Genomic DNA, 25,480 nt, shown 5'->3' on the forward strand with positions numbered 1-25,480 from the left:
CCCGCCGTCAGGAATGCGCGATCTCCGGCACCGGGGCGGCCATCGGCACCCGCGAGCGGCGCGCCGCGAGCTTCGGGAAACCCGGGATCGACGAGAGCACCCGCAGCGCCGTCGGCGGCCCGGTGACGCCCGCGGCGTTGCGCTTCGCGGCCGCCTGCTCGATGCGGACCTGCCCCCGTTGCTCCCTCTCGACGCCGGGTCGGCGCCGGCGCTCGAGCTCCGCCGGGTCCCGGCCCGTGACGACGAGGTTGGCCAGCTCGGCGGCGTCGGCCAGCGCGAGGTTGATGCCGTTGCCGCCGACCGGGCTCACCACGTGCGCGGCGTCGCCGAGCAGCACGAGGCCGGGGCGGGTCCAGGAGTCGACGGTGGTGATGCGGACCGGCAGCAGCGTGAGGTCGTTGACCGAGCGCACCGTCGCGCGGACGCGGTCGACGAGCCACGGCAGCACGGTGCCGAGCGCGTCGACCAGCGGCTCCACGCCGGCCGCGCGCACCTCGCCGAACGTCCCGGCCGGGACGGACCAGCCGATCTGCCACTGCCCCGTGCCCTGGTCGAGCAGGGCGATCGTGCCGCCGGGCCGGGCGAAGAGGTCCAGGCCGGACGACGGGGGGTCGTCGTCGTGCTGGTCGACCGCGGCCCAGAGCAGGTCGAGGCTCGCGCCCAGCTCGGTCGCCTCGATGCCGGCGGCGGCGCGTACCTTCGACGAGCGGCCGTCGGCGCCGACGACGAGGTCGGCGGCGATCTCGTGGGCCTCGCCGTCGACGGTGTAGCGGACGCCGGTGACGCGGTCACCCTCCCGCAACAGGTCGCTGAAGCGGGCGCCCATCCGCACGGCGGCGCCGTACCCCTCGGCGCGCGCGCAGAGCCACGGCAGGAACCGGGCCTGCGGGATCAGGGCGTAGAACGGGAAGCGCTTCGACGCGCCGCGGTAGTCGACGAGCCGGTAGGTGCGCTCCGGGGTGTGCCAGCGGAACGCGTCGGAGCGGGTGTGCGGCACCTCGGCGAGCAGGTCGGCGGCCAGGCCGAGGTCGTCGAGGTACTCCAGCACCCCGGGCGCCAGGGTGTCGCCGCGGAAGCGCCGCGCGAAGTCGTGCCGCGCCTCGAGCAGCGTCACCTCGATCCCGCCGCGGGCGAGCAGGTACGTCAGCAGCACCCCGCCCGGTCCCCCGCCGACCACCACCACGCGTGTTCCCATGCCCCCAGAATATCTCTTGGTGGCCAAGATAAAACCTCGTGAGTCACAGCTTCCGCAGCCGCAGCAGCGCGTCGGAGAGCACCTCGTCGCGCTTGCAGCACGCGAAGCGCACCTGCGTCTCGACGCCCTCCGGCGAGGCGTGGAACACCTGGTTGGGCACCGCCGCGACGCCGACCCGCGCGGGCAGCGAGCGGCAGAACTCCAGCGAGTCGGTCTCGCCGAGCGGCGCGATGTCGGCGGTCACGAAATAGGAGGCCTTCGAGTGGTAGACCTCCATGCCGAGCTCGCGCAGCCCCTCGGTGAGCAGATCGCGCTTGGCCTGGAGCTCACGGCCCATCGTCGCGAACCGCTCCTGCGGCAGCTCCAGCCCGACGGCGACGGCGTGCTGCAGCGGGGTCCCGGAGGCGAACGAGAACCACTGCTTGACGCCGAGCACCTTCTCGATCAGCTCCGCCGGCCCCGTGGCCCAGCCGATCTTCCAGCCGGTCACCGAGAAGGTCTTGCCCGCCGACGAGACCGTGATCGTCCGCTCCGCCATCCCGGGCAGCGTCGCGAGCGGGATGTGCACCTCGTCGTCGAAGAGCAGGTGCTCGTAGACCTCGTCGGTGATGACGATCAGGTCGTGCTCGATCGCGACCGCCGCCACCGCCTCCAGCTCGGCGCGCGAGAGCACCGCGCCCGTGGGGTTGTGCGGCGAGTTGAGCAGGATGACCTTCGTCCGGTCCGTGACCGCCGCGCGCAGGAGCGCCGGGTCGAGCGCGAAGTCGGGCGCGCTGAGCCGGACCGGCACCAGAGACGCTCCGACCAGCGTCGACGCGGCCTGGTAGAGGTCGTAGAACGGCTCGAGCGCGATGACCTCGTCGCCCGCGCCGACGAGGGCCACCAGGGCCGAGGACAGCGCCTCCGACGCCCCGGCGCACACCACGACCTGCGACGCCGGGTCCAGCTCCAGCCCGTAGAACCGCCGCTGGTGGGCGCAGATCGCCTCGCGCAGCGCCGGCACCCCGATCGCGGGCGGGTACTGGTTGAGCCCCCGGTGCATCGCGGCGACCGCGGCGTCCACGACCTCCCGCGGCCCGGGCGTGTCGGGGAAGCCCTGCCCGAGGTTGATCGCGTCGTACTGCACGGCCAGCGCGGACATCTCGGAGAAGATCGTCGTCGCCAAGGTGACCTCCGGTCTCGTGAGCACTAACGGTCGCTATAACAACACTTTCTGCTCACCTGCGAAGCACCTACTCCCACTCGATGGTGCCCGGCGGCTTGCTGGTCACGTCGAGGACGACGCGGTTGATCTCGGCGCACTCGTTGGTGATGCGCGTGGAGATGCGCTCCAGCGTCTCGTAGGGGACGCGGGTCCAGTCCGCCGTCATGGCGTCCTCGCTCGACACGGGGCGCAGCACCACGGGGTGGCCGTAGGTCCGGCCGTCGCCCTGCACGCCCACCGAGCGGACGTCGGCGAGCAGGACCACCGGGCACTGCCAGATCGTGCGGTCGAGGCCGGCCGCGGTGAGCTCCTCGCGGGCGATCGCGTCGGCGCGGCGCAGGGTGGCCAGGCGCTCGGCGTCGACGGAGCCGATGATGCGGATCGCGAGCCCGGGGCCGGGGAACGGCTGGCGCTGCACGATCGACTCGGGCAGCCCGAGCTCCGCGCCGACCGCCCGCACCTCGTCCTTGAACAGCGCGCGCAGCGGCTCGACCAGCGAGAACTGCAGGTCGTCGGGCAGCCCGCCCACGTTGTGGTGGGACTTGATGTTGGCGGCGCCGGTCCCGCCGCCGGACTCGACGACGTCGGGGTAGAGCGTGCCCTGCACGAGGAAGTCGACGCCCTCGCCCTCGGCCAGGTCGCGCGCGGCGCCCTCGAAGGACCGGATGAACTCGCGGCCGATGATCTTGCGCTTCTCCTCGGGGTCGACCACGTCGGCGAGCTCGCGCAGGAAGACGTCCTCGGCGTCCACCGTCACGAGGTCGACGCCGGTCGCGGCGACGAAGTCCCGCTCGACCTGGCCGCGCTCCCCCTCGCGCAGCAGCCCGTGGTCGACGAACACGCACGTGAGCCGGTCGCCGATCGCGCGCTGCACGAGGGCCGCGGCCACCGCCGAGTCGACGCCGCCGGAGAGCCCGCAGATCGCCCGGCCGGTCGGCCCGACCTGCGCGCGGATCGCCTCGACGGTGTCCTCGACGATGTTCGCGGCGGTCCAGTCGGCCCGGATGCCGGCGACGTCGCGCAGGAACCGCTCGAGCACGAGCTGGCCGTGCGGGGAGTGGCCGACCTCCGGGTGGTACTGCACGCCCGCGAGGCGCCGGTCGACGTCCTCGAACGCCGCGACGGGCGCCCCGGGCGACGACGCGGTCGTCGTGAAGCCCTCCGGCGCCGCGGTGACGCCGTCCCCGTGGCTCATCCACACCGGGTGCGCCTCGGGGATGTCCCCGTGCAGCCGGCCGGCGTCGGTGACCTGCAGCTCCGTGCGGCCGTACTCCCGGTCCCCGGTGTGCGCCACGGTGCCGCCGAGGGCCGAGGCCATGAGCTGGAAGCCGTAGCAGATGCCGAACACCGGCACCCCGGTGTCGAACAGCGCCGGGTCGACGCTCGGCGCGCCCTCGGCGTACACGCTGGCGGGCCCGCCGGAGAGGACGATCGCGGCCGGGTCCTTCGCCAGCATGTCCTCGACCGACGTCGTGTGCGGCACGACCTCGGAGTACACCTGCGCCTCGCGCACCCGTCGGGCGATGAGCTGCGCGTACTGGGCGCCGTAGTCGACGACGAGGACGGGGTGCTCACCACTGCTGCTCACGTCCCCATTGTGCCGAGCGATGAGTTCCGGGGCCGACGCCGGTCCAATCCTCGTGACCACCGTGACGACCGACCTCTGGCCCCTCGTCCACGCCGAGCGCGCCGCGCTCGCCGACGACCTCGCCGCCCTCTCCGAGCAGCAGTGGCAGGCCGGCTCGCTCTGCACCGACTGGACCGTCGAGGAGACCGTCGCCCACCTCGTGGCCGGCGCCTCGATCGGGCCGTGGCGCTGGATCCGCAGCGTCGTCGGCGCGCGCGGGGACGTCCATCGGCACAACGCCCGCCGACTCGCCGAGCACCGCGGCGCGACCCCCGCCGAGACGCTGACCCGCTTCCGCGCGGTCGTCGACAGCACCGTCTGCCCGCCCGGCCCGAAGGAGATGTGGCTGGGCGAGATCGTGGTGCACGGCGCCGACGTCCGGCGCCCGCTCGGACGGGTCCGCGACGTGCCCGTGTCGACGTCGACGCTGCTCGCGGCGTTCTTCGCGACGCAGAACTCCACGGTCCGCAGCCGGACGGTGAGCACGGGCCTGCGGCTCACGGCCACCGACGGGCCCTTCAACGCCGGTCCCGACGACGGGCCGCTCGTCTCCGGTCCCACCCTCGCCCTCGTCATGGCGATGGCCGGACGGACCACGTTCTGCGACGACCTGACCGGGCCGGGCGTCGACGTGCTCCGCTCCCGCTGCTGACCCACCCGCCTGGTAGGCACACGACGTGGACGTCCTGCACACCGACGAGGACGGTTTCCTCCTGCTCGTCGTCCGGGAGGCGTACGCGGGCTTCGTCGACCCCGACTGGACGCTCGCGCAGCTCCAGGCGCACGTCGCCCGCGAACGCGCGGCGGGACACGTCTTCGGCGTCCACCTCGGACCGGACGGGGCGGACCGTCCGGTCGAGGTGCGCGGTGCACCGTCCACCGCGTCGAGCGTGCGCGAGGAGCACGGTCGGCTGCTGGTGGGCGACGACGGTCTCTGGGTGCCGGACTACACGGCGTTGACCATGGCGGCCCAGTTCGCGGACGAGCCGGTCGTCCACCCCGACCGCACTCCGCACCTCCTCGTGCCGGCGGGCCCGGTCGCGGTCACGGCCCGGCAGCTGCGCGGGGACCACCCCGACTCCCCGGCGCTGGAGCTCGTGCTCTCGCCCGCGTCCGGCATCGGCTGGCTCGACGTCTGACCGCGGACGTCAGTGGCACCGGGGCGACTCAGGTGCACCCCGTGCCACTGAAGTCTGGGCACCCCGGCCGGTGCGACGTCAGTGGCAGCGGGCGACCACACGGGCGGTCCGTGCCACCGACATCGACGCGCACCCTCACGCCGGCCGGAACACCCCGTCGACGAGCATCGGAACGACGGTGCTCGTGTCCAGCTCGGCGGCCACCTCGACGTCGTCGGCGAACCCCAGCCCGATCAGCTCCCGCCCGCTGGAACACGCACGCATCTCGTCCCCGAGCCGCGGCCGGACCGACGCGAACGCCGCCGCGGCCACCCGCGCCTCCGGGGATGCACCCTCTCCGACCAGCGTCGACAGCACCGCGCCCGCACCCCACAGGTCCTCGACGGCCACGCGCAGCCCGCCGTCGGGCCACCGCTCCCCGGCCGGCACCACGGCCACCGTCAGCTCCGGGCGCGCCGCCAACCACGCCCCGACCGCGGACGCGTTGCGCAGGCACGCGGCCAGCACGGTCGGTACCGACGCGGCGAGCGCGGCACTGATCGTCGAACCGTTCGGCGACGGCAGCACCACCAGCCCGGGCGGCGGTTCCACGCGCCGCACCGAGCCGGGTGAGAGCGACAGCCCGCCCTCCGAGCGCCGCCCGGCGACGACCACGCCGGGCTCGACGTCGGCCGGACGGGACGCCGCCGGGATCACGGCGATCCCGCGGTCCAGGGCGACCGACGTCGTCGTCGTGAAGGAGCAGACGTCGACGACCACCGCCACGTCCGCGCCGGTGGCGACCAGGGACCCGCCGTCGGGACCCCACTCGCACCGGACGCGGTACGCACCCTGGTCAGCCGAGGACGTCACGCACCGCCGCCCGCGCGGAGGCCACGTCGCGCGACGCCACCGCCGCGCGCGCCGCGCGCTGCGCGGTGGCCAGGTCGACCGACGACACCCGCGCCGCGACCGCGGGCAGGGCGGAGGCGGCCGCGGACAGCGACGTCACGCCGAGCCCGACGAGCACGACCGCGAGCGCCGGGTCGGCCGCCGCCTCGCCGCACACCCCGACCGGCGTGCCGGTGACCTCGGCGGCGCGGCAGAGCTGGTCGAGCAGCCGCAGGACGGCGGGCTGCCAGGGGTCGTTGAACCCGGCGAGCGGGCCCGACTGCCGGTCGGCGGCGAAGACGTACTGCGTCAGGTCGTTGGTGCCGACCGAGACGAAGTCGACCTCGGCCAGCAGCTCGGGCGCGTTGAGCACGGCGGCCGGGACCTCGATCATCACGCCGACCTGCTCGACCCCGGCCTTGCGCGCCCGCGCGACGAAGCGGGCGGCCTCGTCGGCGGTGGAGATCATCGGGGCCATCACCTTGAGCGTCACCCCCGCGTCGGCGGCGCCGCCGACGGCCGCGACGAGCTGGCGGTCGAGCACGTCGGCCCGCTCCGCCCCGTCGTCGAACAGGCGCTGACCGCGGACGCCGAGCGCCGGGTTGACCTCGGGCGCCATGTCCAGGAACGGCACCGGCTTGTCCGCGCCGGCGTCGAGCGTGCGCAGGGTGATCGGCGTCCCGGCGAGCGGCGCCATGGTGGCGGCGTAGCCCGCGCGCTGCTCGTCGGCGGACGGCTCGCTCGAGGCCGACAGGAACGTGAGCTCGGTCCGCAACAGGCCGACGCCCTCGGCGCCGACCTCGGCCGCCCGGGACGCGTCCTTCGCGTCGGCGATGTTGGCGACGACCGCGATCCGGTGGCCGTCGGTGGTGGTGACCGGTCCGGACACCGAGGTCGGGCCGGCCGCGGCCAGGTCCGCGCCGACGGCCGTGCCCGCGGGCACCTCGACGACCTCGCCGGCGGTCCCGTCCACCCGCACCAGCGTGCCCTCGACGAGGCCCGCGGCGCCCCGGCAGCCGACGACCGCGGGGATGCCCAGCGACCGGGCGAGGATCGCGGTGTGGCTCGTCGGGCCGCCCTCCTCGGTGACCAGCGCGAGCGCGGTGGCCGGGTCCAGCGTGGCCGTGTCGGCGGGGGCGAGGTCCTTCGCGACCAGCACCGACGGCCCCTCGAGCACCGGGACCCCGGGCGCGGGCACGCCGAGCAGCTCGGCGACGACGCGGTCGCGGACGTCCTTGACGTCACCCGCCCGCTCGGCCATGTAGCCGCCCGCGGCCTGCAGGGCGGCGACGAACCGGGCGGCGGCCTCGAACACCGCGCGTGCGGCGGGCGTCCCCTGGTCGCGCACCAGACCCTCGGCGGCCTCCACGAGCGTGGGGTCCTCCGCCATCATCGCCGTGGCGTAGAGGACGTCGGACACCTCCTTCGCGAGGCCCGGCGTCCCGGCGGTGTCCATCATCCGGGACGACACGGCCGCGCCCGCGGGGGCGATGCGCGCGGCCTCGACCTCCCGGCCGTCCTCCGGCACGACGGGGCCCGCGGGCGGCTCCCCCAGGGGCTCGGGGACGCGCACGACGGGTCCGACCGCCGCTCCGGCGCTCGCCGGCGTCCCGGGCAGCGTCGCTGTCTCGGTGCTCGTCATGGAACCGCTCCCTGCCGTGTGGGTCTGTGTCTGCTCGTGTGGCTGTCTGTGGCCCTGTGTGGCGCTGAGGAGAACGTACGACGACAACCCCTTGACAGTCCACAGGCAAACCCACAAACTTCCAACCAGAACCACACGGGTTCGCCGAAGAACGGAGGTGATCGGGCATGTACGCCGCAGAGCGCCACCAGCTCCTGGTCCGCCGGGCTCGCGAGCTGGGCCGGCTCGAGGTCACCCAGGTCGCGGCCGAGCTCGGCGTCACCACCGAGACCATCCGGCGCGACCTGACCGCCCTCGAGCGCCAGGGCCTGCTGCACCGTGTGCACGGCGGCGCGATCGCCACCGACCGGCTGGAGATCGAACCCGCCGTCGGCGTCCGCGAGATCACGCACTCCGACGAGAAGGACCGCATCGCCAAGGCCGCCGTCGCCGAGCTCGGCGCCGCCACGACGATCCTGCTCGACGCCGGCACCACCACCGCGCGGGTCGCGGCGCTGCTGCCCGACGACGTCGAGCTCACCGTCGTCACCAACGCCCTGCCGATCGCCACCGCGCTGGCCGGCCGGAACCGCATCACCGTGCACCTCATCGGCGGCCGGGTCCGCGGCACCACGCTCTCCGCGGTGGACCGCTGGGCGCTCAAGACCCTCGAGAGCGTCAACTGCGACGTCGCGGTCCTCGGCACCAACGGCTTCTCCCTCGACCGGGGGCTCACGACGCCGGACGTGGCCGAGTCCGCCGTCAAGGGTGCGATCGTCAAGGCCGCCGCCCGCAGCATCGTCGTCGCCGACTCCAGCAAGTACGGCACCGACTCCTTCTCCCGCTTCGCCACCCTCGCCGACGTCGACACCCTGGTCACCGACGGCGCCCTGCTCGAGACCCACCCCGAGGCCGCCGACGCGATCCGCGGCGCCGGAACGGACCTGGTGATCGCCTGATGATCGTCACCGTCACGCCCAACCCCTCAATCGACCGCACCGTCGAGATCCCGGTCCTGACGCCGGGTGCGGTGCTCCGCGCGACCGGCCACCGGGTCGACCCGGGCGGCAAGGGCGTCAACGTCTCCCGCGTGCTCGCCCGCTTCGGGCGCCCCACGCTCGCCGTCATGCCCGGCGGGGAGGGCGAGCTCGCGGCCCTCCTGCGCCGCGCCGGCGTCCAGCCGGTGTGCACCCCTGCGAACGGCGGCACCCGCGTCAACACCGCGCTCGTCGAGCCGGACGGGACGACCACCAAGGTCAACGAGCCCGGCGTCGCGCTCACCGCGGACCAGGTCGACGCACTCGTCGACACCGTCCGCGCCCACGCCGCCCCGGCCGAGTGGGTCGTGACGGCGGGCTCGGTCCCCTCGGGCGCCACCGAGGACCTGCACGGCCGGATCACCCGGGCGGCCCGCTCCGCCGGCGCGAAGGTCGCGGTCGACACCTCGGGGGTCGCCCTGGCCCACGCGGTCGCGCAGACCCCGGACCTGATCAAGCCGAACGTCGCCGAGCTCGCCGAGCTGGTCGGGCACCCGCTGCCCGCGCTCGCCGACGTGCTCGCCGCCGCCCGGGAGCTCGTCGCCGGCGGCATCGGCACCGTGCTGGTCAGCATGGGTGCCAGCGGCGCGATCGCGGTCGACGCGGTCGACGCCTGGCACGTCGCGAGCCCGAGGGTGGCCGTGCGCAGCACGGTCGGGGCCGGCGACTCCACCCTCGCGGGCTACCTCATCGCCCTCACGTCCGGGGCCCAGGGCCCGGACGCCCTGCACCACGCGGTGGCCTGTGGTGCCGCCGCGGTCGGTCTGCCCGGCACCGCGGTGCCCGGGCCCGCCGACGTCGATCCCACCCTCGTCCGCCCGGCGACCGCCCCGGACTCGACCCTCGACCTCACCGGAGAGGCAGCATGAGCGACCTGATCACGGCCGACCTCGTCGACCTGGACCTGCCCGCGGGCGACCGCCGGGAGGTCGTGCGCTCGCTGGCCGAGCGTCTCGTCGAGGCCGGTCGCGTGACCGACCTCGACCAGTTCCTCGCCGACATCGAGGCCCGCGAGGCCCAGATGCCGACGGGTCTCGACGGCGGGATCGGGATTCCGCACTGCCGTTCCGCGGCCGTCACCGAGCCGACCCTGGGCTTCGGCCGCAGCTCGGCCGGCGTCGACTTCGGCGCCGAGGACGGCAACCCCGCCGACCTCGTCTTCCTCATCGCCGCGCCCGAGGGCGGCGGCTCCGACCACATGACCGTGCTGGCCGCGCTCGCCCGCCGCCTGGTCCGCAAGTCCTTCACCGGCGAGCTCCGTTCCGTCACCGACCCGGCCGCCGCTGCCGGCTTCATCGCGAAGGAGGTCTCGGCATGAGGATCGTCGCCGTGACCGCGTGCCCCACGGGCATCGCCCACACCTACATGGCCGCCGAGGCCCTCGAGGCCGCGGCCGAGGAGGCCGGGCACGAGATCGTCGTCGAGACCCAGGGCTCGGCCGGCTCCACCCCGCTGACCGCCGAGCAGCTCGCCGAGGCCGACGTCGCGATCTTCGCGGCCGACGTCGAGGTCCGCGACAAGGACCGGTTCGCGCACCTGCCGCAGGTGTCGGTCGGCGTCAAGAAGGCCATCTCCGGCGGTGACCTGCTGGTCGCGCAGGCCGAGGAGGCCGTGAAGAACCACGTCCCGGCCGCCGCCGGCGCCCCCGCCGCCGCGACCCCGGCAGGCGCGAAGGCCCCGACCGGGCCCGGCGCCGCCTCCAAGGTCCGCGCCTGGCTGATGACCGGCGTCAGCCACGTCATCCCGTTCGTCGCCGCCGGTGGCCTGCTGATCGCCCTGGGCTTCGCCCTCGGCGGGTACCAGATCAACCTCCCCGACGACTCGCCGCTCTACGAGCAGATTCTCGACGGCGGGTTCTCGGCCGGCTCGATCACGGCCTGGGGCGCGCTCGCCTTCGGCATCGGCTCGGCCGCGTTCGGCTTCCTCGTCCCGGTCCTCGCCGGCTACATCGCCTACGCGATGGCCGACCGTCCCGCCCTCGTCCCCGGCTTCGTCGGTGGCGCCATCGCGGTGACGACGGGCGCGGGCTTCCTCGGCGGCCTCGTCGCCGGCTTCGTCGCCGGTGGCCTGGTCATGTGGATCAAGACGTGGCGCGTGCCGCGGGCGCTGGCCGGGATCATGCCGGTGCTCGTCATCCCGCTGCTCTCGACCGCCGTGGTCGGCCTGCTGATGTACGTGATCGTCGGACGCCCGATCGCCCTCATCACCGAGGGTCTGACCAACTGGCTCAACGGCCTGTCCGGCACCAATGCCGTCCTGCTCGGCATCCTGCTCGGCCTGATGATGTGCTTCGACATGGGTGGCCCGGTCAACAAGGCTGCGTACACCTTCGCCGTCGCCGGGCTGTCCACCGGCTCCGAGGGCGCCCTGACGATCATGGCCGCGGTCATGGCCGCCGGCATGGTCCCGCCGCTGGCGATGGCGCTGGCCACCGTCGTCCGCAAGTCGCTGTTCAGCGAGGTCGAGCGCGAGAACGGCCGGGCCGCCTGGCTGCTGGGCGCCTCGTTCATCTCCGAGGGCGCGATCCCGTTCGCCGCGGCCGACCCGTTCCGCGTCATCCCCTCGATCATGGCCGGCGGCGCCGTCACCGGTGCCCTCTCCATGGCCCTCGGCGCCACGCTCCGCGCCCCGCACGGCGGCGTCTTCGTGGTGCCGCTGATGGGGAACCCGCTGGGCTTCCTCGTCGCGGTCGTGGTCGGCACCCTGGTGGCCACCGCCCTGGTCGTCGCCCTCAAGACGTTCGCCCGCCGTCGCCCGGTCGTCACCGAGGCCGCCGGCACCGAGACCGTCACCGAGCGCGAGACGGTGTCGGCATGAGCACCCCGTCCCACAGCACGGAAGGCACCATGATCGAGCGCACCGTCGTCGTCGCGACCGAGATCGGTCTGCACGCCCGCCCCGCCGCGGTGTTCTGCAAGGCCGCCGCGGCCCAGCCCGCCCGGGTCACCCTGGCCACCGCCGAGGGCGACTCCGCGGACGCCCGCAGCATGCTGGCGGTCCTCGGGCTCGGGGTGCGGGGCGGCCAGCAGGTCACCCTGTCCGCCGACCCGGACGTCACCGGGGCCCAGGCCTCCGTCGACGCCCTCGCCGAGCTCCTCGCCACGGACCTCGACGCCTGATCCCGCTCCCCGCGGTTGACCGAAGGGCCCCTTCGCTCGAGTAGATCGAGCGGAGGGGCCCTTCGTTCGCATCGGGGGGATGTGGCGGTGGGCGCCCACGGCCGGTCTATCCGACCGAAGGTGCCCTTCGCTCAACCACGCGTGGGCGCCGTCAGCGGCGGACCGACAGCCCCACGCGCTGGAACTCCTTGAGGTCGGAGTAGCCGGTCTTCGCCATGGCCCGGCGCAGGGCGCCGAACAGGTTGACGGTGCCGTCGGCCTGGGGCGCGGGCCCGCGCAGGACGGCCGCGAGGTCGCAGCCGCGCTGGGGCACGCCGACCACCGCGGAGCGGGGCAGGTTCGGGTGCGCGGCGGCCGAGGTCCAGTACCAGCCGCCGCCCGGGGCCTCGTCGGCCGCGGCGAGCTGCTCGCCGAGCATCACCGCGTCGGCGCCGCACGCGATCGCCTTCGCCATGTCGCCGGACGTCGCCATCGCGCCGTCGGCGATGACGTGCACGTAGCGGCCCCCGGTCTCGTCGAGGTAGTCCCGGCGGGCGGCGGCCGCGTCGACCAGGGCCGTCGCCATCGGCACGCCGATGCCGAGTACCGCGTCGGTGGAGGTCGACGCCGACTGGCCGTAGCCGACGATGACGCCGGCCGCGCCGGTGCGCATCAGGTGCATGGCGGTGCGGTAGTCGCCGACCCCGCCGGCGACGACCGGGATGTCGAGCGACTCGATGAAGTCCTCGAGGTCGAGCGGGGCCTCGCCGTCCTCGGAGTCCGAGGCGACGTGCTCCGCCGAGATGATCGTGCCCTGCACGACGAGGACCTCGACGCCGGCCGCGAGCAGCGTCGGCGTCAGCTCCCGCGCGTGCTGCGGGCTCACGCGGGCGGCGAGCGTGACTCCCGCGGCCCGCACCTGGTTCAGCGCCTCGGTGAGCAGGTTCGTCTGGATCGGGGCGGCGTGCAGCCGCTGGAGCTCGACGAGGGCCGCGGCCGGGTCCTCCGCCGCCCGCGCCACGATCTCGGCCAGCGCCTTGTCGGCCTGCGCGTGCCGCGCCCAGAGCCCCTCGGCGTTGAGCACCCCGAGCCCGCCGAGCTCACCGACCCGCGCCGCGGTCGTCGGGGAGACGACCGCGTCGGTCGGGTGCGTGAGCAGCGGCAGGTCGAAGCGGTAGGCGTCGAGCTGCCACGCGGTGGAGACCGCCGACGACGACCGCGTCCGCCGCGACGGCACGATGTCGAGGTCGTCGAAGGTGTAGCTGCGGTGGGCGCTGCGGCCCCGGCCGATCTCGACCTGCTCGCGCATGAGCTCTCTCTCGAATCGTCAGCGCCCGCCGTAGTTGGGCGCCACCGCCGTCATCGTCACGTGGTGGGGGTGGGACTCGGCGAGGCCGGCCGACGTGATCCGCACCATGTGCGCGGACTGCAGCTCCTCCGTCGTCCGGGAACCCGTGTACCCCATCGCCGCCCGGAGACCACCGACCAGCTGGTGGGTGACCTGCGCGAGCGGGCCCCGGAAGGGTACGCGTCCCTCCACGCCCTCGGGCACCAGCTTGTCGTCGGAGAGCACGTCGTCCTGGAAGTAGCGGTCCTTGGAGTACGAGCCCTGCTGGCCGCGCGTCTGCATCGCACCCAGCGAGCCCATGCCGCGGTAGGCCTTGTACTGCTTGCCGTCGACGAGGACGAGCTCGCCCGGGGTCTCGGCGGTGCCCGCGAGCAGGGACCCGAGCATCACCGACGAGGCGCCGGCCGCGATGGCCTTCGCGATGTCGCCGGAGGACTGCAGGCCGCCGTCGCCGATGACCGGGACGCCCGCCGGACGGGCCGCCGAGTCGGCCTCGGCGATCGCCGTGATCTGCGGCACACCGACGCCCGCGATGATGCGCGTGGTGCAGATCGAGCCCGGTCCGACACCGACCTTGATGCCGTCCGCCCCGGCGTCGACGAGCGCCTGCGCGCCCGCCCGGGTGGCCACGTTGCCGCCGACGACGTCGACGCGGTCGCCCAGCTCCTGCTTGAGCTTCGCCACCATCGCGGTGACCGCCCGCGAGTGCCCGTGCGCGGTGTCGACGATCAGCACGTCCACCCCGGCGTCGACGAGGCCCATCGCCCGGGTCCAGGCGTCGTCACCGACACCGACCGCCGCGCCGCACAGCAGCCGGCCGTCCGGGTCCTTCGTGGCCATCGGGTACTGCTCGGTCTTGACGAAGTCCTTGACCGTGATGAGGCCCTGCAGGAAGCCGGCGCCGTCGACCAGCGGCAGCTTCTCGATCTTGCGGCGGCGCAGCAGCCCGAGCGCGGCCTCCGCGGTGACCCCGACCTGCGCGGTCACGAGGTCCGAGGAGGTCATGACCTCGCGCACCTTGCGCGTGTGGTCGACCTCGAACCGCATGTCGCGGTTGGTGATGATGCCCACGAGCTTGCCGGTCTCGTCGGTCACCGGGAGCCCGGAGATGCGGAAGCGGGCGCACAGCGCGTCGACGTCGGCGAGGGTGTCGTCCGGCGAACAGGTCACCGGGTCGGTGACCATCCCCGCCTCGGAGCGCTTGACCACCTCCACCTGGGCGGCCTGCTGGTCGGCCGGGAGGTTGCGGTGCAGCACGCCCATCCCGCCGTGGCGGGCCATCGCGATGGCCATCCGCGCCTCGGTGACGGTGTCCATCGCCGAGCTGACCAGCGGGATCCGCAGCCGGACGTTCTTCGACAGCTGCGCCGACGTGTCCGCCTCCGAGGGCACCACGTCGGACTCGGCCGGGAGCAGGAGGACGTCGTCGAACGTCAGGCCGAGCAGCCCGAACTTCTCCGGCACGTCGGGGTCCGTCAGCACCATGTCCCCGATGCTAGTCGTGAACGGGTAGTGACCCGGGTCTCCGCAGGTCACGTCAACCCCGCGACGCGGGTGGGGACCCGTAGATCGACGTCGGAGGACCGGTAGGTTCGACACCGTGCCGTACGAAGCCCTGCCGCCCGACCCCTTTGCGGGCGACCCGTCGTCGGACCCCTCCCGCATGCTCGACGCGCTCCACGACGTGACCGCGCCGGAGGACCTCCCCCTCGACGAGGAGGAGCGCGAGGAGGTCGTCGCCGACCTCGGGGACCTGGCGGTGTTCCAGGCCCTGCTCGCCCCCCGCGGCATCCGCGGGGTCGTCGTCGACTGCGAGGACTGCGAGGAGCAGCACTTCCACGACTGGGACCTGCTGCGCGCGAGCCTCCAGCAGCTGCTCGAGGAGGGGCACATGCGCCCCCACGAGCCCCCGTTCGACCCGGACCCGGCCGCCTACGTCACGTGGGAGTACTGCCGCGGGTTCGCGGACGCGACGCTCGCCGAGCAGTAGGTCCCTTCCGGACGGCGGGTGCGCCCGCCGCTCCCCACGAACGACGACGGGCCCGGCTCCCCCTCGGGGGAACCGGGCCCGTCGTCGTGTGGTGCCTAGTTGCCGGACGACGTCGGCGTGGTCGTCGTCGTGGCCTCGCGACCCTGCTCGGACGTGGTGTCGGGCGCCGTCGTCCCTGCCTCGGGACTCGGGGAATCGACCGTCGGCGACGGCTCCACCGGAGCCGGCTTCACCGTCGTCCTGGCCTCCTCCGGCGACGCCGGAGCCGGGGCCTCCTGGCTCCCGCTCCCCGTCGACGGCTCGCTGGGCGCGGTCGGGTCGAGCGACTTGAGCGCGTCCTGACGCTGCTGCACGAGTGGCGGCTGGTCCTCGGGCAGCACGGCCTGGATCTGCCCCTGCACGGTCTGCAGCAGCGACTGCGCCGTGGCGCGGTCGCCCCGGGCGATGGCCTTGTTCGCCTCGACGATGGTGTTCCGGGCCTCCTCGGCCTTCACCACGTTGTCGGCGTGCTGCGAGAAGAAGACCTTGGTCAGCCCGAACATCGCGTCGCCGGGCTGCGCGGAGTGGATCGCGACCGTGAACCCGGACAGCGCGACCGCGATGGCCGCGGCGGCCACGGCGAACGGCATCCGGCGGCGGGCGCGACTGGCCCGCCGGTCGCGCGCGGCGTGGCCCGCCTCGACGGCCTCGGCGGCCTCGTCGAGGGAGACCAGCTCCGGCATCGGCTCGGCCTCGATGTCGGCCTTCCATGCGGCGAGGATGGCGGCCAGATGGTCGTCGTCCTGCCCGGGACGCCCGAAGACGTCCCCCGTCCCCACACCGCCGCTGGCCGCCCCGCCGGCGATCGCGTCGAGCAGGGCGTCGTCGGCCCGGACGGCGGCGAGGTCCACCGGTCCGTCGACCAGATCGTCACCCGCACCGAACGCGCGGTGACCACCCACCTAACTCACCTCTTCCGAGATCGCGGACACCGCGGTCCGCAGCTTCGACAGTGCGCGGTGCTGTGCCACCCGGACCGCTCCGGGTGTGGATTCGACCGCTTCCGCGGTCTCCTCCGCCGAGAGACCAACGACGACACGCAGCACGAGGATTTCCCGTTGTTTGGGAGGCAGCGTGTCGAGCAGCTGACCCATCTGGACGGACAGAGCACCGTTCATCGCACGCTGCTCCGGACCGTCGTGCGGGTCCAGTTCCTCGGGCAGCTCGGAGACGGGTTCGGATCGGTTCCGCGCCACCGAGCGATGGGCGTCGACCACCTTGTGCGCCGCGATCCCGTAGACGAAGGCGAGGAACGGGCGGCCCTGATCCCGGTAGCCGGGCAGTGCGGTCAGCACGGCGAGGCACACCTCCTGGGCCACGTCGTCGGCCGAGACCGACGACCGTTCCTGCCGGCCGATCCTCGCGCGGCAGTAGCGCACGACGAGCGGACGGATGATCGCGAGGACACGATTGAGAGCCGAGCGGTCGCCGTCGTTGGCGGCGGCCACCAGCCTCTCGAGGTCGTTCCCTGACTCGGTCATCGCTCCCCGTGGCCCCGGCGTTACGCGCGGCGGTGTGACCCGCAGGTCCACCTCGGTCCGACGGGCCGCGTCGTGCACGGTGGGAACCGACGCGGTCGGCGGCCCGGGAGAGTCACCGTACCGTCCCCCCGGACGGACCGCGCCATGTCCCGCGGACGGGTTCCCCCGATCCGGCACACGCCACCGGTCGGCGGCCCGATGGGCGGCACGGGGCGTGCCGATCGGGGGCGTGGGGACGTCGTCGGCGCGCGGCCCGTACGCCTCCGGGGGCGGCAGCGGCGAGCCCACGGGCGGGCTCTGCGGCGGCCCCTGCGGCGGCCCCGCCGGCGGGTGGGTGGGCGCGTAGCTGGGGTACGCCCCGGTGTCCCCGGGGGCCGCGGGCCGGCCGGGGTGGACGGGGCGGGGCCGCGCGGTCAGGAGACCAGGCCCCGGCGGAAGCCGTGCGCCACGGCCTGCGCACGGTCACGGACGCCGAGCTTGCGGAAGAGCCGGCGCGCGTGGGTCTTCACGGTGTCCTCGGAGAGGTAGAGCTCGCGGCCGATCTGGCCGTTGCTCTTGCCCTGCGCCATGCCGCGCAGCACCTGCAGCTCGCGCTCGGTGAGCTGGACGCCGGTGTCGGAGGGCGTGCGGGGCGCGGGCACCGAGGTACTGGCGAGGGTGTGGGCGAGCGCGGCGACCAGCTCGGGCCGGGAGGCGTCCCAGCGCAGGTAGCCGCGGGCACCGCCCGCGATGGCGGCGGCGATGCTGCCGGAGTCGTCCGGCGCACCGAACACGATGACGTTCGCCTGGGGGTGCGCGGCGACGAGCCGGCGGGTGGCCTCCACCCCGGTCGGCACGGCGCGCTGGGTCCCCACGAGGACGACGTCGACGCTCTGCCGGGAGAAGCGGGTGAGCAGCTCGTCGCCGTGGGCGACGCAGTCGATGCGGTGGACGCCCGGCACGGCCGACATGACGCGGGTCAGGCCCTCACGCACGCTGCGGCGGTCGTCGCAGATCAGGACCGTCGTCACGGAAGTTCCTCCCTGCAGCGTTCCTGCAGTCGCTTGGCGGGCACTACCGGTCATCGGCGCGCCGCCGCCCCGGCTTGAGTCGGATCCGCGGTTTTCCCGCGCCCGATCGACGACCGGTGCCATACCTGCTCCTCATCCGGAGTTCCTGCGGCGACCGGACGGCGTACCGCGCCGTACGACGTGGCTGCCACCGGACCCCTCTCCCCTGTCAACGCCGGCGGGGACGACCGGTCACGGCCGACCCTTCCGCTCCCCCGCCGTATCCGCCACCCACACGGAGCACCGGACACGGAGTGCTCAGGGAATGATCACGGATGGTGGTCGTTTGAGCAAGTCTTGTCACGCACCGGATTCGCCGACCGGTGCGACCGGCGCGGTGTGTCGCGCATCCGGACGACCGGCGGTCGGTTGCGAAGGGGGTGACGGCTCACAACCGGATGTCTTGTCCGCGCGTGTCCGGCGGTCATAGGGTCGAGCCACGGTCGCCCTGCGCGCGATCGCAGGCACGGACGGTGACGAATCGACCGGGCCCACCCTTCGTGGTGACGGTGACGCCGGACTTGGACACAGCAGAGCCCGGTGGCGCCGACACCCGCGTCAGGACGAGGAGGTGGTCGAGATGGCCGACGTCCGTCGACTCCCCGGCCCCAACGCCGATCTCTGGGACTGGCAGCTGCACGCCGCGTGCCGCGGCATGGACAGTGCGTTCTTCTTCCACCCCGACGGCGAGCGGGGTCCCGCTCGGGCGAGCCGCGAGCGGCGCGCCAAGGCGGTGTGCGAGGGCTGTCCCGTGATGGAGCCGTGCCGACGGCACGCGCTCGCCGCGGGCGAGCCGTACGGCATCTGGGGCGGACTCTCGGAGTCCGAGCGGACCGGGTCGCGCTCGCGCGGCCGGGTGCAGGACATCGTCATCCGCTAGGTCCGACCCCCGGGCACACGAACGGCCCGTCCGTCGCGCTCGAGCGTGACGGACGGGCCGTTCGTCGATCGGGGGCCGACCACGACGAGGACGGGCCCGCGCGCCACCGGCGTGCGGGCCCGTCGTCGTACCGGGATCGTCCGGGGATCAGTGCCCGTGGCCGTGCCCGTGGCCGTGGCCACCGGCGGCGGCGGGCGCCTCCTCCTCGGGCTTGTCGACGATCGCCGACTCGGTGGTGAGCACCATGCGCGCGATCGAGACCGCGTTCTCCAGGGCGGAGCGCGTGACCTTGACCGGGTCGATGATGCCGGCGGCCATGAGGTCGCCGTAGGTGCCGCTCGCGGCGTCGTAGCCGGTCTCCCAGCCGCCGTCGGCGACCTTGGCGGCCACGACGGCCCCCTCCAGCCCCGCGTTGGACGCGATGGCCTTCAGCGGCGCCGAGAGCGCGCGGCGCACGAGCGCGACGCCCGTGGCCTCGTCGCCGGTGCGGCCGAGGCCGCCCTCGAGCTCGGCCGACGCGTGCAGCAGGGCCGCACCGCCGCCGGGCACGATGCCCTCCTCGACCGCGGCCCGGGTCGCCGCCACCGCGTCCTCGATGCGGTGCTTGCGCTCCTTGAGCTCGGTCTCGGTGGCCGCGCCGACCTTGATGACCGCGACGCCGCCGGCGAGCTTCGCCAGCCGCTCCTGCAGCTTCTCGCGGTCCCAGTCGGAGTCGGTCTCCTCGATCTCGCGACGGATCTGCGCGACCCGGCCCTCGACGGCGGACTTGTCGCCGCCGCCCTCGACCAGGGTCGTGGCGTCCTTGGTGACCACCGCACGCCGGACGGTGCCCAGCGCGTCGAGGCCGGCCTCGGAGAGCTTGAGACCGATCTCGGGGTTGATCACCGTCGCGCCGGTCGCGGCGGCGAGGTCGTCGAGGAAGGCCTTGCGGCGGTCCCCGAAGAACGGCGCCTTGACCGCGCAGATGCGCAGCGTCTTGCGGATGGCGTTGACGACGATCGTCGACAGCGCCTCGCCCTCGAGGTCCTCGGCCACGACGAGCAGCGGCTTGCCGGACTCGACGACCTTCTCCAGCAGCGGGAGCAGCTCCTGGATCGAGGAGATCTTCTCGCGGTGCAGGAGGACGTGGGCGTCCTCGAGCACGGCCTCCATCGACTCGCCGTCGGTGACGAAGTACGGCGAGAGGTAGCCCTTGTCGAACTGCAGGCCCTCGGTCACCTCGAGCTCGGTCGCCAGCGTCGAGGACTCCTCGATCGTGATGACGCCGTCCTCGCCGACCTTCTCCATGGCCTCGCCGATGAGGTCGCCGATCTCCTGGTCGCGCGAGGCGACCGCGCCGACCGCGGCGATGCCGCGCTTGCCGTCGACCGGGGTGGCCTTCGCCCGCAGGACCTCGGTGACCTTCTCCGCGGCGGCGGCCATGCCGGCGCCGATGCCGGTCGGGCTGGCGCCGGCGGCGAGGTTGCGCAGGCCCTCGGCGACGAGCGCCTGGGCGAGCACGGTCGCCGTCGTCGTGCCGTCACCGGCGACGTCGTTGGTCTTGGTCGCGGCGGTCTTCGCCAGCTGCACGCCGAGGTTCTCGAACGGGTCGTCGAGCTCGATCTCGCGGGCGATGGTGACGCCGTCGTTGGTGATCGTCGGGCCGCCGAACTTCTTGTCCAGCACGACGTGGCGGCCGCGGGGACCGAGGGTCACCTTCACCGCCGCCGCCAGCTGGTCGACGCCGCGCTCGAGCGCGCGGCGGGCGGTCTCGTCGAACGTGATCTGCTTGGGCACTATCCGTCCTTTCGTGCACCGGACACACCACCGCCCCGGGACCCCGGAGGTTCGGGATCACCGGGGCGGTGGCTGGAGCCTGCGGTGCTTAGTTGACGACCGCCAGGACGTCACGCGACGACAGGATCAGGTAGTCCTCGCCGTTGTACTTGACCTCGGTGCCGCCGTACTTCGAGAAGATGACGACGTCGCCGACCGCGACGTCGAGCGGGATGCGGTTGCCGTTGTCGTCGACCCGACCCGGGCCCACCGCGAGGACCTTGCCCTCCTGCGGCTTCTCCTTGGCGGTGTCCGGGATGACGATGCCGGACGCGGTCGTGGTCTCGGCCTCGGAAGCCTGCACCACGAGCTTGTCCTCGAGCGGCTTGATGTTCACGCTCGCCACGGGATGACCTCCACGATCTGGGGTCCAGCTGGATTCTGGAATGGTGGGTGACGGCGCCCGGTGGGCCGACCCGTCGTCGCGGGTGCCGAGCCGGCTCCGGTGCCGTTCGATTGGCACTCTACCGCCGCGAGTGCCAATCCATCAACGAGGGTCGCGGGTGTGCGTCGCGGCATCCCGGCGCATGGTGTGCGCGTCCGCCCCGCTCGCGTAGTAGCGCCGCCGCGTGCCCACCACCTCGAAGCCCTCCGACCGGTAGAGCGCCAGCGCGGGGACGTTGTCCGTGCGCACCTCGAGGAAGGTGACGGCGCCGATCGCGTCGGCCCGCTCGAGCAGCGCGTGGAGCAGCCGACGCCCCACGCCGTGGCCCTGCACCACCGGGTCCACCCCGATCGTGTGCACCTCGGCCTCGGCGGGCTCGCGGGAGAACGCGGGCGCCGGCAGCAGCGCCACCCCGGCGTACCCGACCAGCCGTCCCCCGGCCCGCGCGGCGTAGTACGGGTGGCCGGCCTGCAGCTCGGCGCGGAACGCGCCCGCGCTCCACGGGTCGTCGCCGGGGAAGAGCAGCGCCTCCAGCCGGGCGCACTCCGCGGCGTCGTCGGGGGTCAGGGCGTCGAGGACGACGGGCACCCCCGGCTCCCCCTGCTCCCCGTCCCCGCTCCCGCCCCCTCGTGGCAGGAAAGCGTCGTTGCTGTCGTGCGGTGGCAGCAACGACGCTTTCCTGCCACGGGGGCCCGCACCCGGGCGCGGCGCGCCCTCCCCCGGATCGCTCACGCCCGTCGTCGGGACCGGCGCAGCCGCGACCGCCGCGCGGAGGTCCCGGCCTCCGGCGGGCGCAACCGGCGGAGCACCTGGCTGCGGTGCGTGCAGCGGCGCAGCAGCTCGAGCAGGGCGGCGTCGAACTCGCCGGGCTGCTCGAGCATCGCCATGTGCCCGGCGCCCTCGAGGGGCAGCAGCTCCGCGCGCGGCAGCTCGGCGGCGATCACCTCGGAGTGCGCGTACGGGATCATCACGTCGCGCGTGCCCCCGGCCACGAGCACCTCGCACTGCGAGAGCCCGCGCAGCGCCGCCTTGCGGTCGTGGGTGGACAGCGTGTTCGCGAACGACGTGAGGACGTCGAGCGCGGTGCTCGCGATGGTGCTGTCGACGAGGTCCACCAGGGCGGGGTCGACGTCGGGGTCGCCGAACGAGAACCGCTGCACCGCCGCCCACATGGCGTTGCCGCCGAGGCGCCGGATGCGGTCGACCGTGGCCGGGCGCCAGTGCGCGAGACGGCCGAGGACGTTCACCGTCGGGTTGCGGTGGGACAGGACGGCCCGCTGCAGGCCGACCGTGCCGACGTCGCCGGCCGAGGTCGAGACGAGGGCGACGCCGAGCACCCGGTCGCGGAACAGGGCCGGGTGCCGCTCGGCCAGCGCCATGATCGTCATGCCGCCCATGGAGTGGCCGACGAGCACGAGGTCGCCCTCGGGGGCCACCGTGCGGATGACGGCGTCGAGGTCGGCGCCGAGCTGGGCGATGGTGCACGCCCGCGCGGAGCACTGGCCGGAGCGGCCGTGCCGGCGCTGGTCGTAGAGGACGACCCGGACGGCCGGGTCGGTGAGCCCGGCGAGCATGCGGCGCTGGTAGTGCCAGCAGCGGCGGTCGAGCGCGAAGCCGTGGACGAGGACCACGGTGAGCTCGGGCTTCGCGCCGGGGGTGACCGGCTCGATCTCCTCGACGGCGAGCCGGGTGCCGTCGTCGGCCGCCACCGAGGACTCCCGGCCCTTCGGCAGCAGGCCGAGCTGCGACGGGTGCTCGGCCTCGTGCTCGGAGAGCTCGGCACGGGCGCGCACGACGCGGGACCGGGCCCGACCGGCCCCGACCGCCCCGGCGGCGGCCACGCCGCCCAGGACCGTGCCGGCGATCGCGCCGATGATGCCGCCGGTGTGCCGCCGGTCGTCGCTCATCGGAGCTCGCCCGCGGAGCGCGCCGTCGCCGCCGTCGTCATGACTGGCCTTCTACCACGTCCACGCCCGATTCACCCCGGAAGTCGCTCAGCCCACCACGGTCCGCCGCAGCCGCGGACGGCTCCCGACCCCGGTCACGATCTCGTAGTGGATGGTGCCCAGCAGCTCCGCCCACTCCGCGGCACTCGGTCCGCCGTCGGAGCCGTCGCCGAAGAGCAGCACGTCGTCGCCCTCGGCGACGCCGTGGTCGGCGTCGGCCGGGCCGAGGTCGACCACCACCTGGTCCATGCACACCCGCCCGACGACGGGTCGGCGCACGCCGCCGATCCCGACCGTCAGCTTCCCCGTCGAGCCGAGCAGCCGCGGCACGCCGTCGGCGTAGCCCACGGGGACGAGGGCGAGCGTGCGCTCGGTGGGCGTGGTCCAGATGTGGCCGTAGGAGACGCCCTCGCCGGCCGCGACCGTCTTGAGCAGTGCGACCCGGCCGTGCAGCGACATCGCCGGTCGCAGGGGTGTGGCCTCGCCGGGCCCGGCGACGGGGTCCAGCCCGTAGACCGCGATGCCCGGCCGGACGAGGTCGCGGTGCAGGTCGGGGCGGGTGAGGGTGGCGGCGGAGTTGGCGACGTGCGCGAGCAGCGTCCGGCCGAGCCGGGCCTGCGCGGCGGCGTGCGCGTCGTCGAACCGGCCGGCCTGCAGGTCGACGGTCGGGTGGGCCGGGGCGTCGGCGTGGGCGAGGTGGGTCCACACCGCGACCGGCTCGACCTCCCCCGCCGCGACGTGGTCCGCGACGGCGTCGAGCAGGTCGCCCCACGCGTGGGGCGGGCAGCCGTTGCGCGAGAGCCCGGTGTCGATCTTCAGGTGGACGCGCGCGGGACGGCCCACGGCTCGCGCGCCGGCCGCGATCGCCGCCAGGTCGCGCCGGGAGGCGACGCCGAGGTCGACCCCGGATGCGACGGCCGGCGCGAAGTCCTCGTCGGGGACGTGCAGCCAGGACAGCACCGGCGCGGTGATCCCGGCGGCGCGCAGCTCGGCGGCCTCCTCGAGAGTGCACACCCCGAGCCAGCCGGCCCCGGCGTCGAGGGCGGCCCGGGCGACGTCGACCGCGCCGTGTCCGTACCCGTCGGCCTTGACCACCGCCATCACCGCGGCGCCGCCGCCGAGGCGCGCGAGGTGGCGGACGTTGTGGCGGATCGCGTCGAGGTCGATCCGCACCTCCGCGCGGACGCTCATGCCGCCTCCCGCACCGAGCGAATGGCCTCGGGGAGGGCGGCCTGGACGTGCGAGGCGGGGACGGGCGCGCCGCGGGAGCCGGAGGGCAGCGGAGCCCGACCCGTCGCGCCGGCGCCGATCTCGGCGGCCCGGGCGTGGACGAAGGCGGCGCAGCCCGCGGCGTCGAGCGGGTCGAGCCCGGCCGCCAGGAGCGCCCCGGCGACGCCCGACAGGACGTCGCCCGAACCCGCCGTCGCGAGCCAGGAGGACCCGGCCGGGTGCACCAGCACCCGCCCGTCCGGCGCGGCCACGACGGTGGCGTTGCCCTTGAGCAGCACCGTCACGCCGAGCTCGGTGGCGGCGCGACGCGCGGCGGCGACGCGGTCGGCGGCGGGGTCGGGCGGGTCGCCGAACGAGGCGACGAGGCGGGCGAACTCCCCGGCGTGCGGGGTCACCAGCGTGGTCGTGGCGGCGGCGCGGGCGCGGAGATCGGCGTCCGCGCCGAGCAGGGTGATCGCGTCGGCGTCGGCGAGCACGGGCAGGCCCGCGTCGAGCACGTGGCGCAGCGTCGTCGCGCCGGCGTCGTCGGTGCCGAGTCCGGGCCCCACCGCCCAGGCCTGCACCCGCCCGGCCTCGGAGACGTGGTCGGTGGCGACGACCTCCGGCCACGCGGCCCGCACCTCGTCGGCGGCGGTCCCGGCGTAGCGGACCATCCCGCTCGTCGCGAGGGCGGCGGCGCCGCTCGCGAGCACGGCCGCCCCCGGGTAGGTCGCGCTGCCCGCGGCGATCCCGACGACGCCCTGGGTGTACTTGTCGTCCGCCGGGCCCGGGACGGGCCAGCGGGCGCCGACGTCGGCCGCCCCGAGCACGCGCACCGGCGGCTCGCCCAGCTCCGGGCCGAGGCCGATGTCGACGAGCGTCACCGGACCGCAGCGGTCGCGGTTCAGCACGTGCACCGGCTTGCGGGCCCCGAAGGTGACCGTCTCCGTCGCCGTCACCGCCTCGTCGTGCACCACGCCGGTCAGGGGGTCGACCCCGGACGGCAGGTCGATCGCGAGGACGGGGACGCCGGCGGTATCGGCCGCGCCGACGAGCACCGGCGCGGGCTCGCGCAGGCCGCCGCGGGCCGAGACCCCGACGATCGCGTCGAGCACGAGGTCGGCCCGCCCGATCGCGGTGACCGCCGGCTCGACCTCGGTGACCACGCGCGCGCGGGCCGCCCGGAGTGCCTCGAGCCCGGCCGGGTGGGCGCGGTCGGGGGTGAGCAGGACCGCGGTGACCGCGACCCCGCGCCGACGCAGTTCGACCCCGGCCCAGAGCCCGTCGCCGCCGTTGTTGCCCGCGCCGACGAGGACGACGACCCGGCGCCCGGTGACACCGCCCGCCCGCTCCCGCAGCATCCGCAGGGCGACCTGCGCGGCGCCGTACGCCGCGCGGCGCATGAGCGCCCCCTCCGGGGTGCGGGCCAGGACGGGTTCCTCCGCGGCCTGCACCTGCTCGGGCGTCCAGACGCCGTACACGATGTGCGCTCCTTCGTCGCGCCCGTGAGCACTGTCGTGGCACGAGCCGCGGACAGCGCGCACAGG

Annotated in this window: 25 protein-coding genes; 9 read left to right on the forward strand and 16 right to left on the reverse strand. The window is 74.6% G+C overall.

The features are described 5' to 3' along the window. Positions 1-7: 7 nt before the first annotated feature. The 3 genes from LN037_RS19810 to guaA form a co-directional block, all read right to left on the reverse strand. Positions 8-1,195, reverse strand: a complete 1,188-nt coding sequence (locus tag LN037_RS19810) for an FAD-dependent monooxygenase (protein ID WP_230755852.1) — start codon at positions 1,193-1,195, stop codon at positions 8-10. A 43-nt stretch (positions 1,196-1,238) separates the two neighbouring features. After that, on the reverse strand, positions 1,239-2,336 hold the full coding sequence (locus tag LN037_RS19815; RefSeq protein ID WP_230756075.1) for an aminotransferase class I/II-fold pyridoxal phosphate-dependent enzyme: 1,098 nt from the start codon (positions 2,334-2,336) through the stop codon (positions 1,239-1,241). Positions 2,337-2,427: 91 nt separating this feature from the next. Further along, the gene (gene guaA, locus LN037_RS19820) at positions 2,428-3,987 is read right to left on the reverse strand and encodes a glutamine-hydrolyzing GMP synthase (RefSeq protein WP_230755854.1); all 1,560 of its coding nucleotides are present in this window, start codon (positions 3,985-3,987) and stop codon (positions 2,428-2,430) included. A 19-nt stretch (positions 3,988-4,006) separates the two neighbouring features. Between guaA and LN037_RS19825 the strand changes: the two genes are divergently transcribed. Further along, complete coding sequence (locus LN037_RS19825; protein WP_230755856.1) at positions 4,007-4,678, forward strand: maleylpyruvate isomerase family mycothiol-dependent enzyme; 672 nt, start codon at positions 4,007-4,009, stop codon at positions 4,676-4,678. A 25-nt stretch (positions 4,679-4,703) separates the two neighbouring features. Beyond that, on the forward strand, positions 4,704-5,165 hold the full coding sequence (locus LN037_RS19830) for a hypothetical protein (RefSeq protein WP_230755858.1): 462 nt from the start codon (positions 4,704-4,706) through the stop codon (positions 5,163-5,165). A 135-nt stretch (positions 5,166-5,300) separates the two neighbouring features. Here LN037_RS19830 and LN037_RS19835 read toward each other — a convergent pair whose 3' ends face one another. Further along, positions 5,301-6,017 carry a 2-phosphosulfolactate phosphatase gene (locus LN037_RS19835; RefSeq protein WP_230755861.1) on the reverse strand — a complete coding sequence of 239 codons (717 nt, stop codon included), beginning with the start codon at positions 6,015-6,017 and terminating at the stop codon, positions 5,301-5,303. Beyond that, positions 6,001-7,677: a putative PEP-binding protein gene (locus tag LN037_RS19840; RefSeq protein ID WP_230755863.1), complete on the reverse strand. Its 1,677-nt coding sequence runs from the start codon at positions 7,675-7,677 to the stop codon at positions 6,001-6,003. Before LN037_RS19840 ends, LN037_RS19835 begins: the two co-directional genes overlap by 17 nt. A 167-nt stretch (positions 7,678-7,844) precedes the next feature. Between LN037_RS19840 and LN037_RS19845 the strand changes: the two genes are divergently transcribed. The 5 genes from LN037_RS19845 to LN037_RS19865 are packed head-to-tail and all read left to right on the forward strand — an operon-like array spanning position 7,845 to position 11,812. Further along, positions 7,845-8,615: a DeoR/GlpR family DNA-binding transcription regulator gene (locus LN037_RS19845; RefSeq protein ID WP_230755865.1), complete on the forward strand. Its 771-nt coding sequence runs from the start codon at positions 7,845-7,847 to the stop codon at positions 8,613-8,615. Continuing rightward, entirely contained in the window at positions 8,615-9,562 is a 948-nt protein-coding gene (gene pfkB / locus LN037_RS19850; protein ID WP_230755867.1) for a 1-phosphofructokinase, read from the forward strand. The genes LN037_RS19845 and pfkB overlap by 1 nt, the downstream gene beginning before the upstream one ends. Continuing rightward, on the forward strand, positions 9,559-10,011 hold the full coding sequence (locus LN037_RS19855; protein WP_230755869.1) for a PTS sugar transporter subunit IIA: 453 nt from the start codon (positions 9,559-9,561) through the stop codon (positions 10,009-10,011). The genes pfkB and LN037_RS19855 overlap by 4 nt, the downstream gene beginning before the upstream one ends. After that, entirely contained in the window at positions 10,008-11,510 is a 1,503-nt protein-coding gene (locus LN037_RS19860) for a PTS fructose transporter subunit IIC (protein WP_230755871.1), read from the forward strand. The genes LN037_RS19855 and LN037_RS19860 overlap by 4 nt, the downstream gene beginning before the upstream one ends. Further along, complete coding sequence (locus LN037_RS19865) at positions 11,507-11,812, forward strand: HPr family phosphocarrier protein (protein ID WP_255694536.1); 306 nt, start codon at positions 11,507-11,509, stop codon at positions 11,810-11,812. Before LN037_RS19860 ends, LN037_RS19865 begins: the two co-directional genes overlap by 4 nt. 151 nt (positions 11,813-11,963) lie before the next feature. Here the strand turns inward: LN037_RS19865 and LN037_RS19870 are convergent, their stop codons facing one another. Both LN037_RS19870 and guaB read right to left on the reverse strand, forming a co-directional pair. Further along, positions 11,964-13,100, reverse strand: coding sequence for a GuaB3 family IMP dehydrogenase-related protein (locus LN037_RS19870; protein ID WP_230755873.1), 1,137 nt, complete (start codon positions 13,098-13,100; stop codon positions 11,964-11,966). Positions 13,101-13,118: 18 nt separating this feature from the next. Further along, positions 13,119-14,624 carry an IMP dehydrogenase gene (gene guaB, locus LN037_RS19875; protein WP_230755875.1) on the reverse strand — a complete coding sequence of 502 codons (1,506 nt, stop codon included), beginning with the start codon at positions 14,622-14,624 and terminating at the stop codon, positions 13,119-13,121. Positions 14,625-14,739: 115 nt separating this feature from the next. Here guaB and LN037_RS19880 point away from each other — a divergent pair, with 115 nt between their 5' ends. Then, complete coding sequence (locus LN037_RS19880; protein WP_230755877.1) at positions 14,740-15,129, forward strand: DUF5319 domain-containing protein; 390 nt, start codon at positions 14,740-14,742, stop codon at positions 15,127-15,129. 95 nt (positions 15,130-15,224) lie between these two features. Here LN037_RS19880 and LN037_RS19885 read toward each other — a convergent pair whose 3' ends face one another. From LN037_RS19885 to LN037_RS19895, 3 genes are all read right to left on the reverse strand, one after another. Then, positions 15,225-16,070, reverse strand: a complete 846-nt coding sequence (locus LN037_RS19885) for an anti-sigma-D factor RsdA (RefSeq protein WP_230755879.1) — start codon at positions 16,068-16,070, stop codon at positions 15,225-15,227. Further along, positions 16,071-16,649, reverse strand: coding sequence for a sigma-70 family RNA polymerase sigma factor (locus LN037_RS19890; RefSeq protein WP_230755881.1), 579 nt, complete (start codon positions 16,647-16,649; stop codon positions 16,071-16,073). Between the two features lie 413 nt (positions 16,650-17,062). After that, entirely contained in the window at positions 17,063-17,659 is a 597-nt protein-coding gene (locus tag LN037_RS19895; RefSeq protein WP_018330962.1) for a response regulator transcription factor, read from the reverse strand. 619 nt (positions 17,660-18,278) lie between these two features. Here LN037_RS19895 and LN037_RS19900 point away from each other — a divergent pair. After that, positions 18,279-18,578 (forward strand): WhiB family transcriptional regulator, encoded by a 300-nt coding sequence (locus tag LN037_RS19900; protein ID WP_179795226.1) that lies wholly within the window; start codon positions 18,279-18,281, stop codon positions 18,576-18,578. A 147-nt stretch (positions 18,579-18,725) separates the two neighbouring features. Here LN037_RS19900 and groL read toward each other — a convergent pair whose 3' ends face one another. The 6 genes from groL to LN037_RS19930 form a co-directional block, all read right to left on the reverse strand. Then, entirely contained in the window at positions 18,726-20,354 is a 1,629-nt protein-coding gene (groL, locus tag LN037_RS19905; protein ID WP_230755883.1) for a chaperonin GroEL, read from the reverse strand. Between the two features lie 88 nt (positions 20,355-20,442). Further along, the gene (groES, locus tag LN037_RS19910) at positions 20,443-20,739 is read right to left on the reverse strand and encodes a co-chaperone GroES (protein ID WP_018330959.1); all 297 of its coding nucleotides are present in this window, start codon (positions 20,737-20,739) and stop codon (positions 20,443-20,445) included. Positions 20,740-20,880: 141 nt separating this feature from the next. Then, positions 20,881-21,366 (reverse strand): ribosomal protein S18-alanine N-acetyltransferase, encoded by a 486-nt coding sequence (gene rimI / locus LN037_RS19915; RefSeq protein WP_230755885.1) that lies wholly within the window; start codon positions 21,364-21,366, stop codon positions 20,881-20,883. 140 nt (positions 21,367-21,506) lie between these two features. Next, complete coding sequence (locus tag LN037_RS19920) at positions 21,507-22,685, reverse strand: alpha/beta fold hydrolase (protein WP_230755887.1); 1,179 nt, start codon at positions 22,683-22,685, stop codon at positions 21,507-21,509. Positions 22,686-22,772: 87 nt separating this feature from the next. Further along, positions 22,773-23,915: an alanine racemase gene (gene alr, locus LN037_RS19925; RefSeq protein WP_230755889.1), complete on the reverse strand. Its 1,143-nt coding sequence runs from the start codon at positions 23,913-23,915 to the stop codon at positions 22,773-22,775. Next, the gene (locus LN037_RS19930; RefSeq protein ID WP_230755891.1) at positions 23,912-25,414 is read right to left on the reverse strand and encodes an NAD(P)H-hydrate dehydratase; all 1,503 of its coding nucleotides are present in this window, start codon (positions 25,412-25,414) and stop codon (positions 23,912-23,914) included. The genes alr and LN037_RS19930 overlap by 4 nt, the downstream gene beginning before the upstream one ends. Positions 25,415-25,480 lie beyond the last annotated feature (66 nt).

Source organism: Actinomycetospora soli (assembly GCF_021026295.1).
Classification (GTDB): domain Bacteria; phylum Actinomycetota; class Actinomycetes; order Mycobacteriales; family Pseudonocardiaceae; genus Actinomycetospora; species Actinomycetospora soli.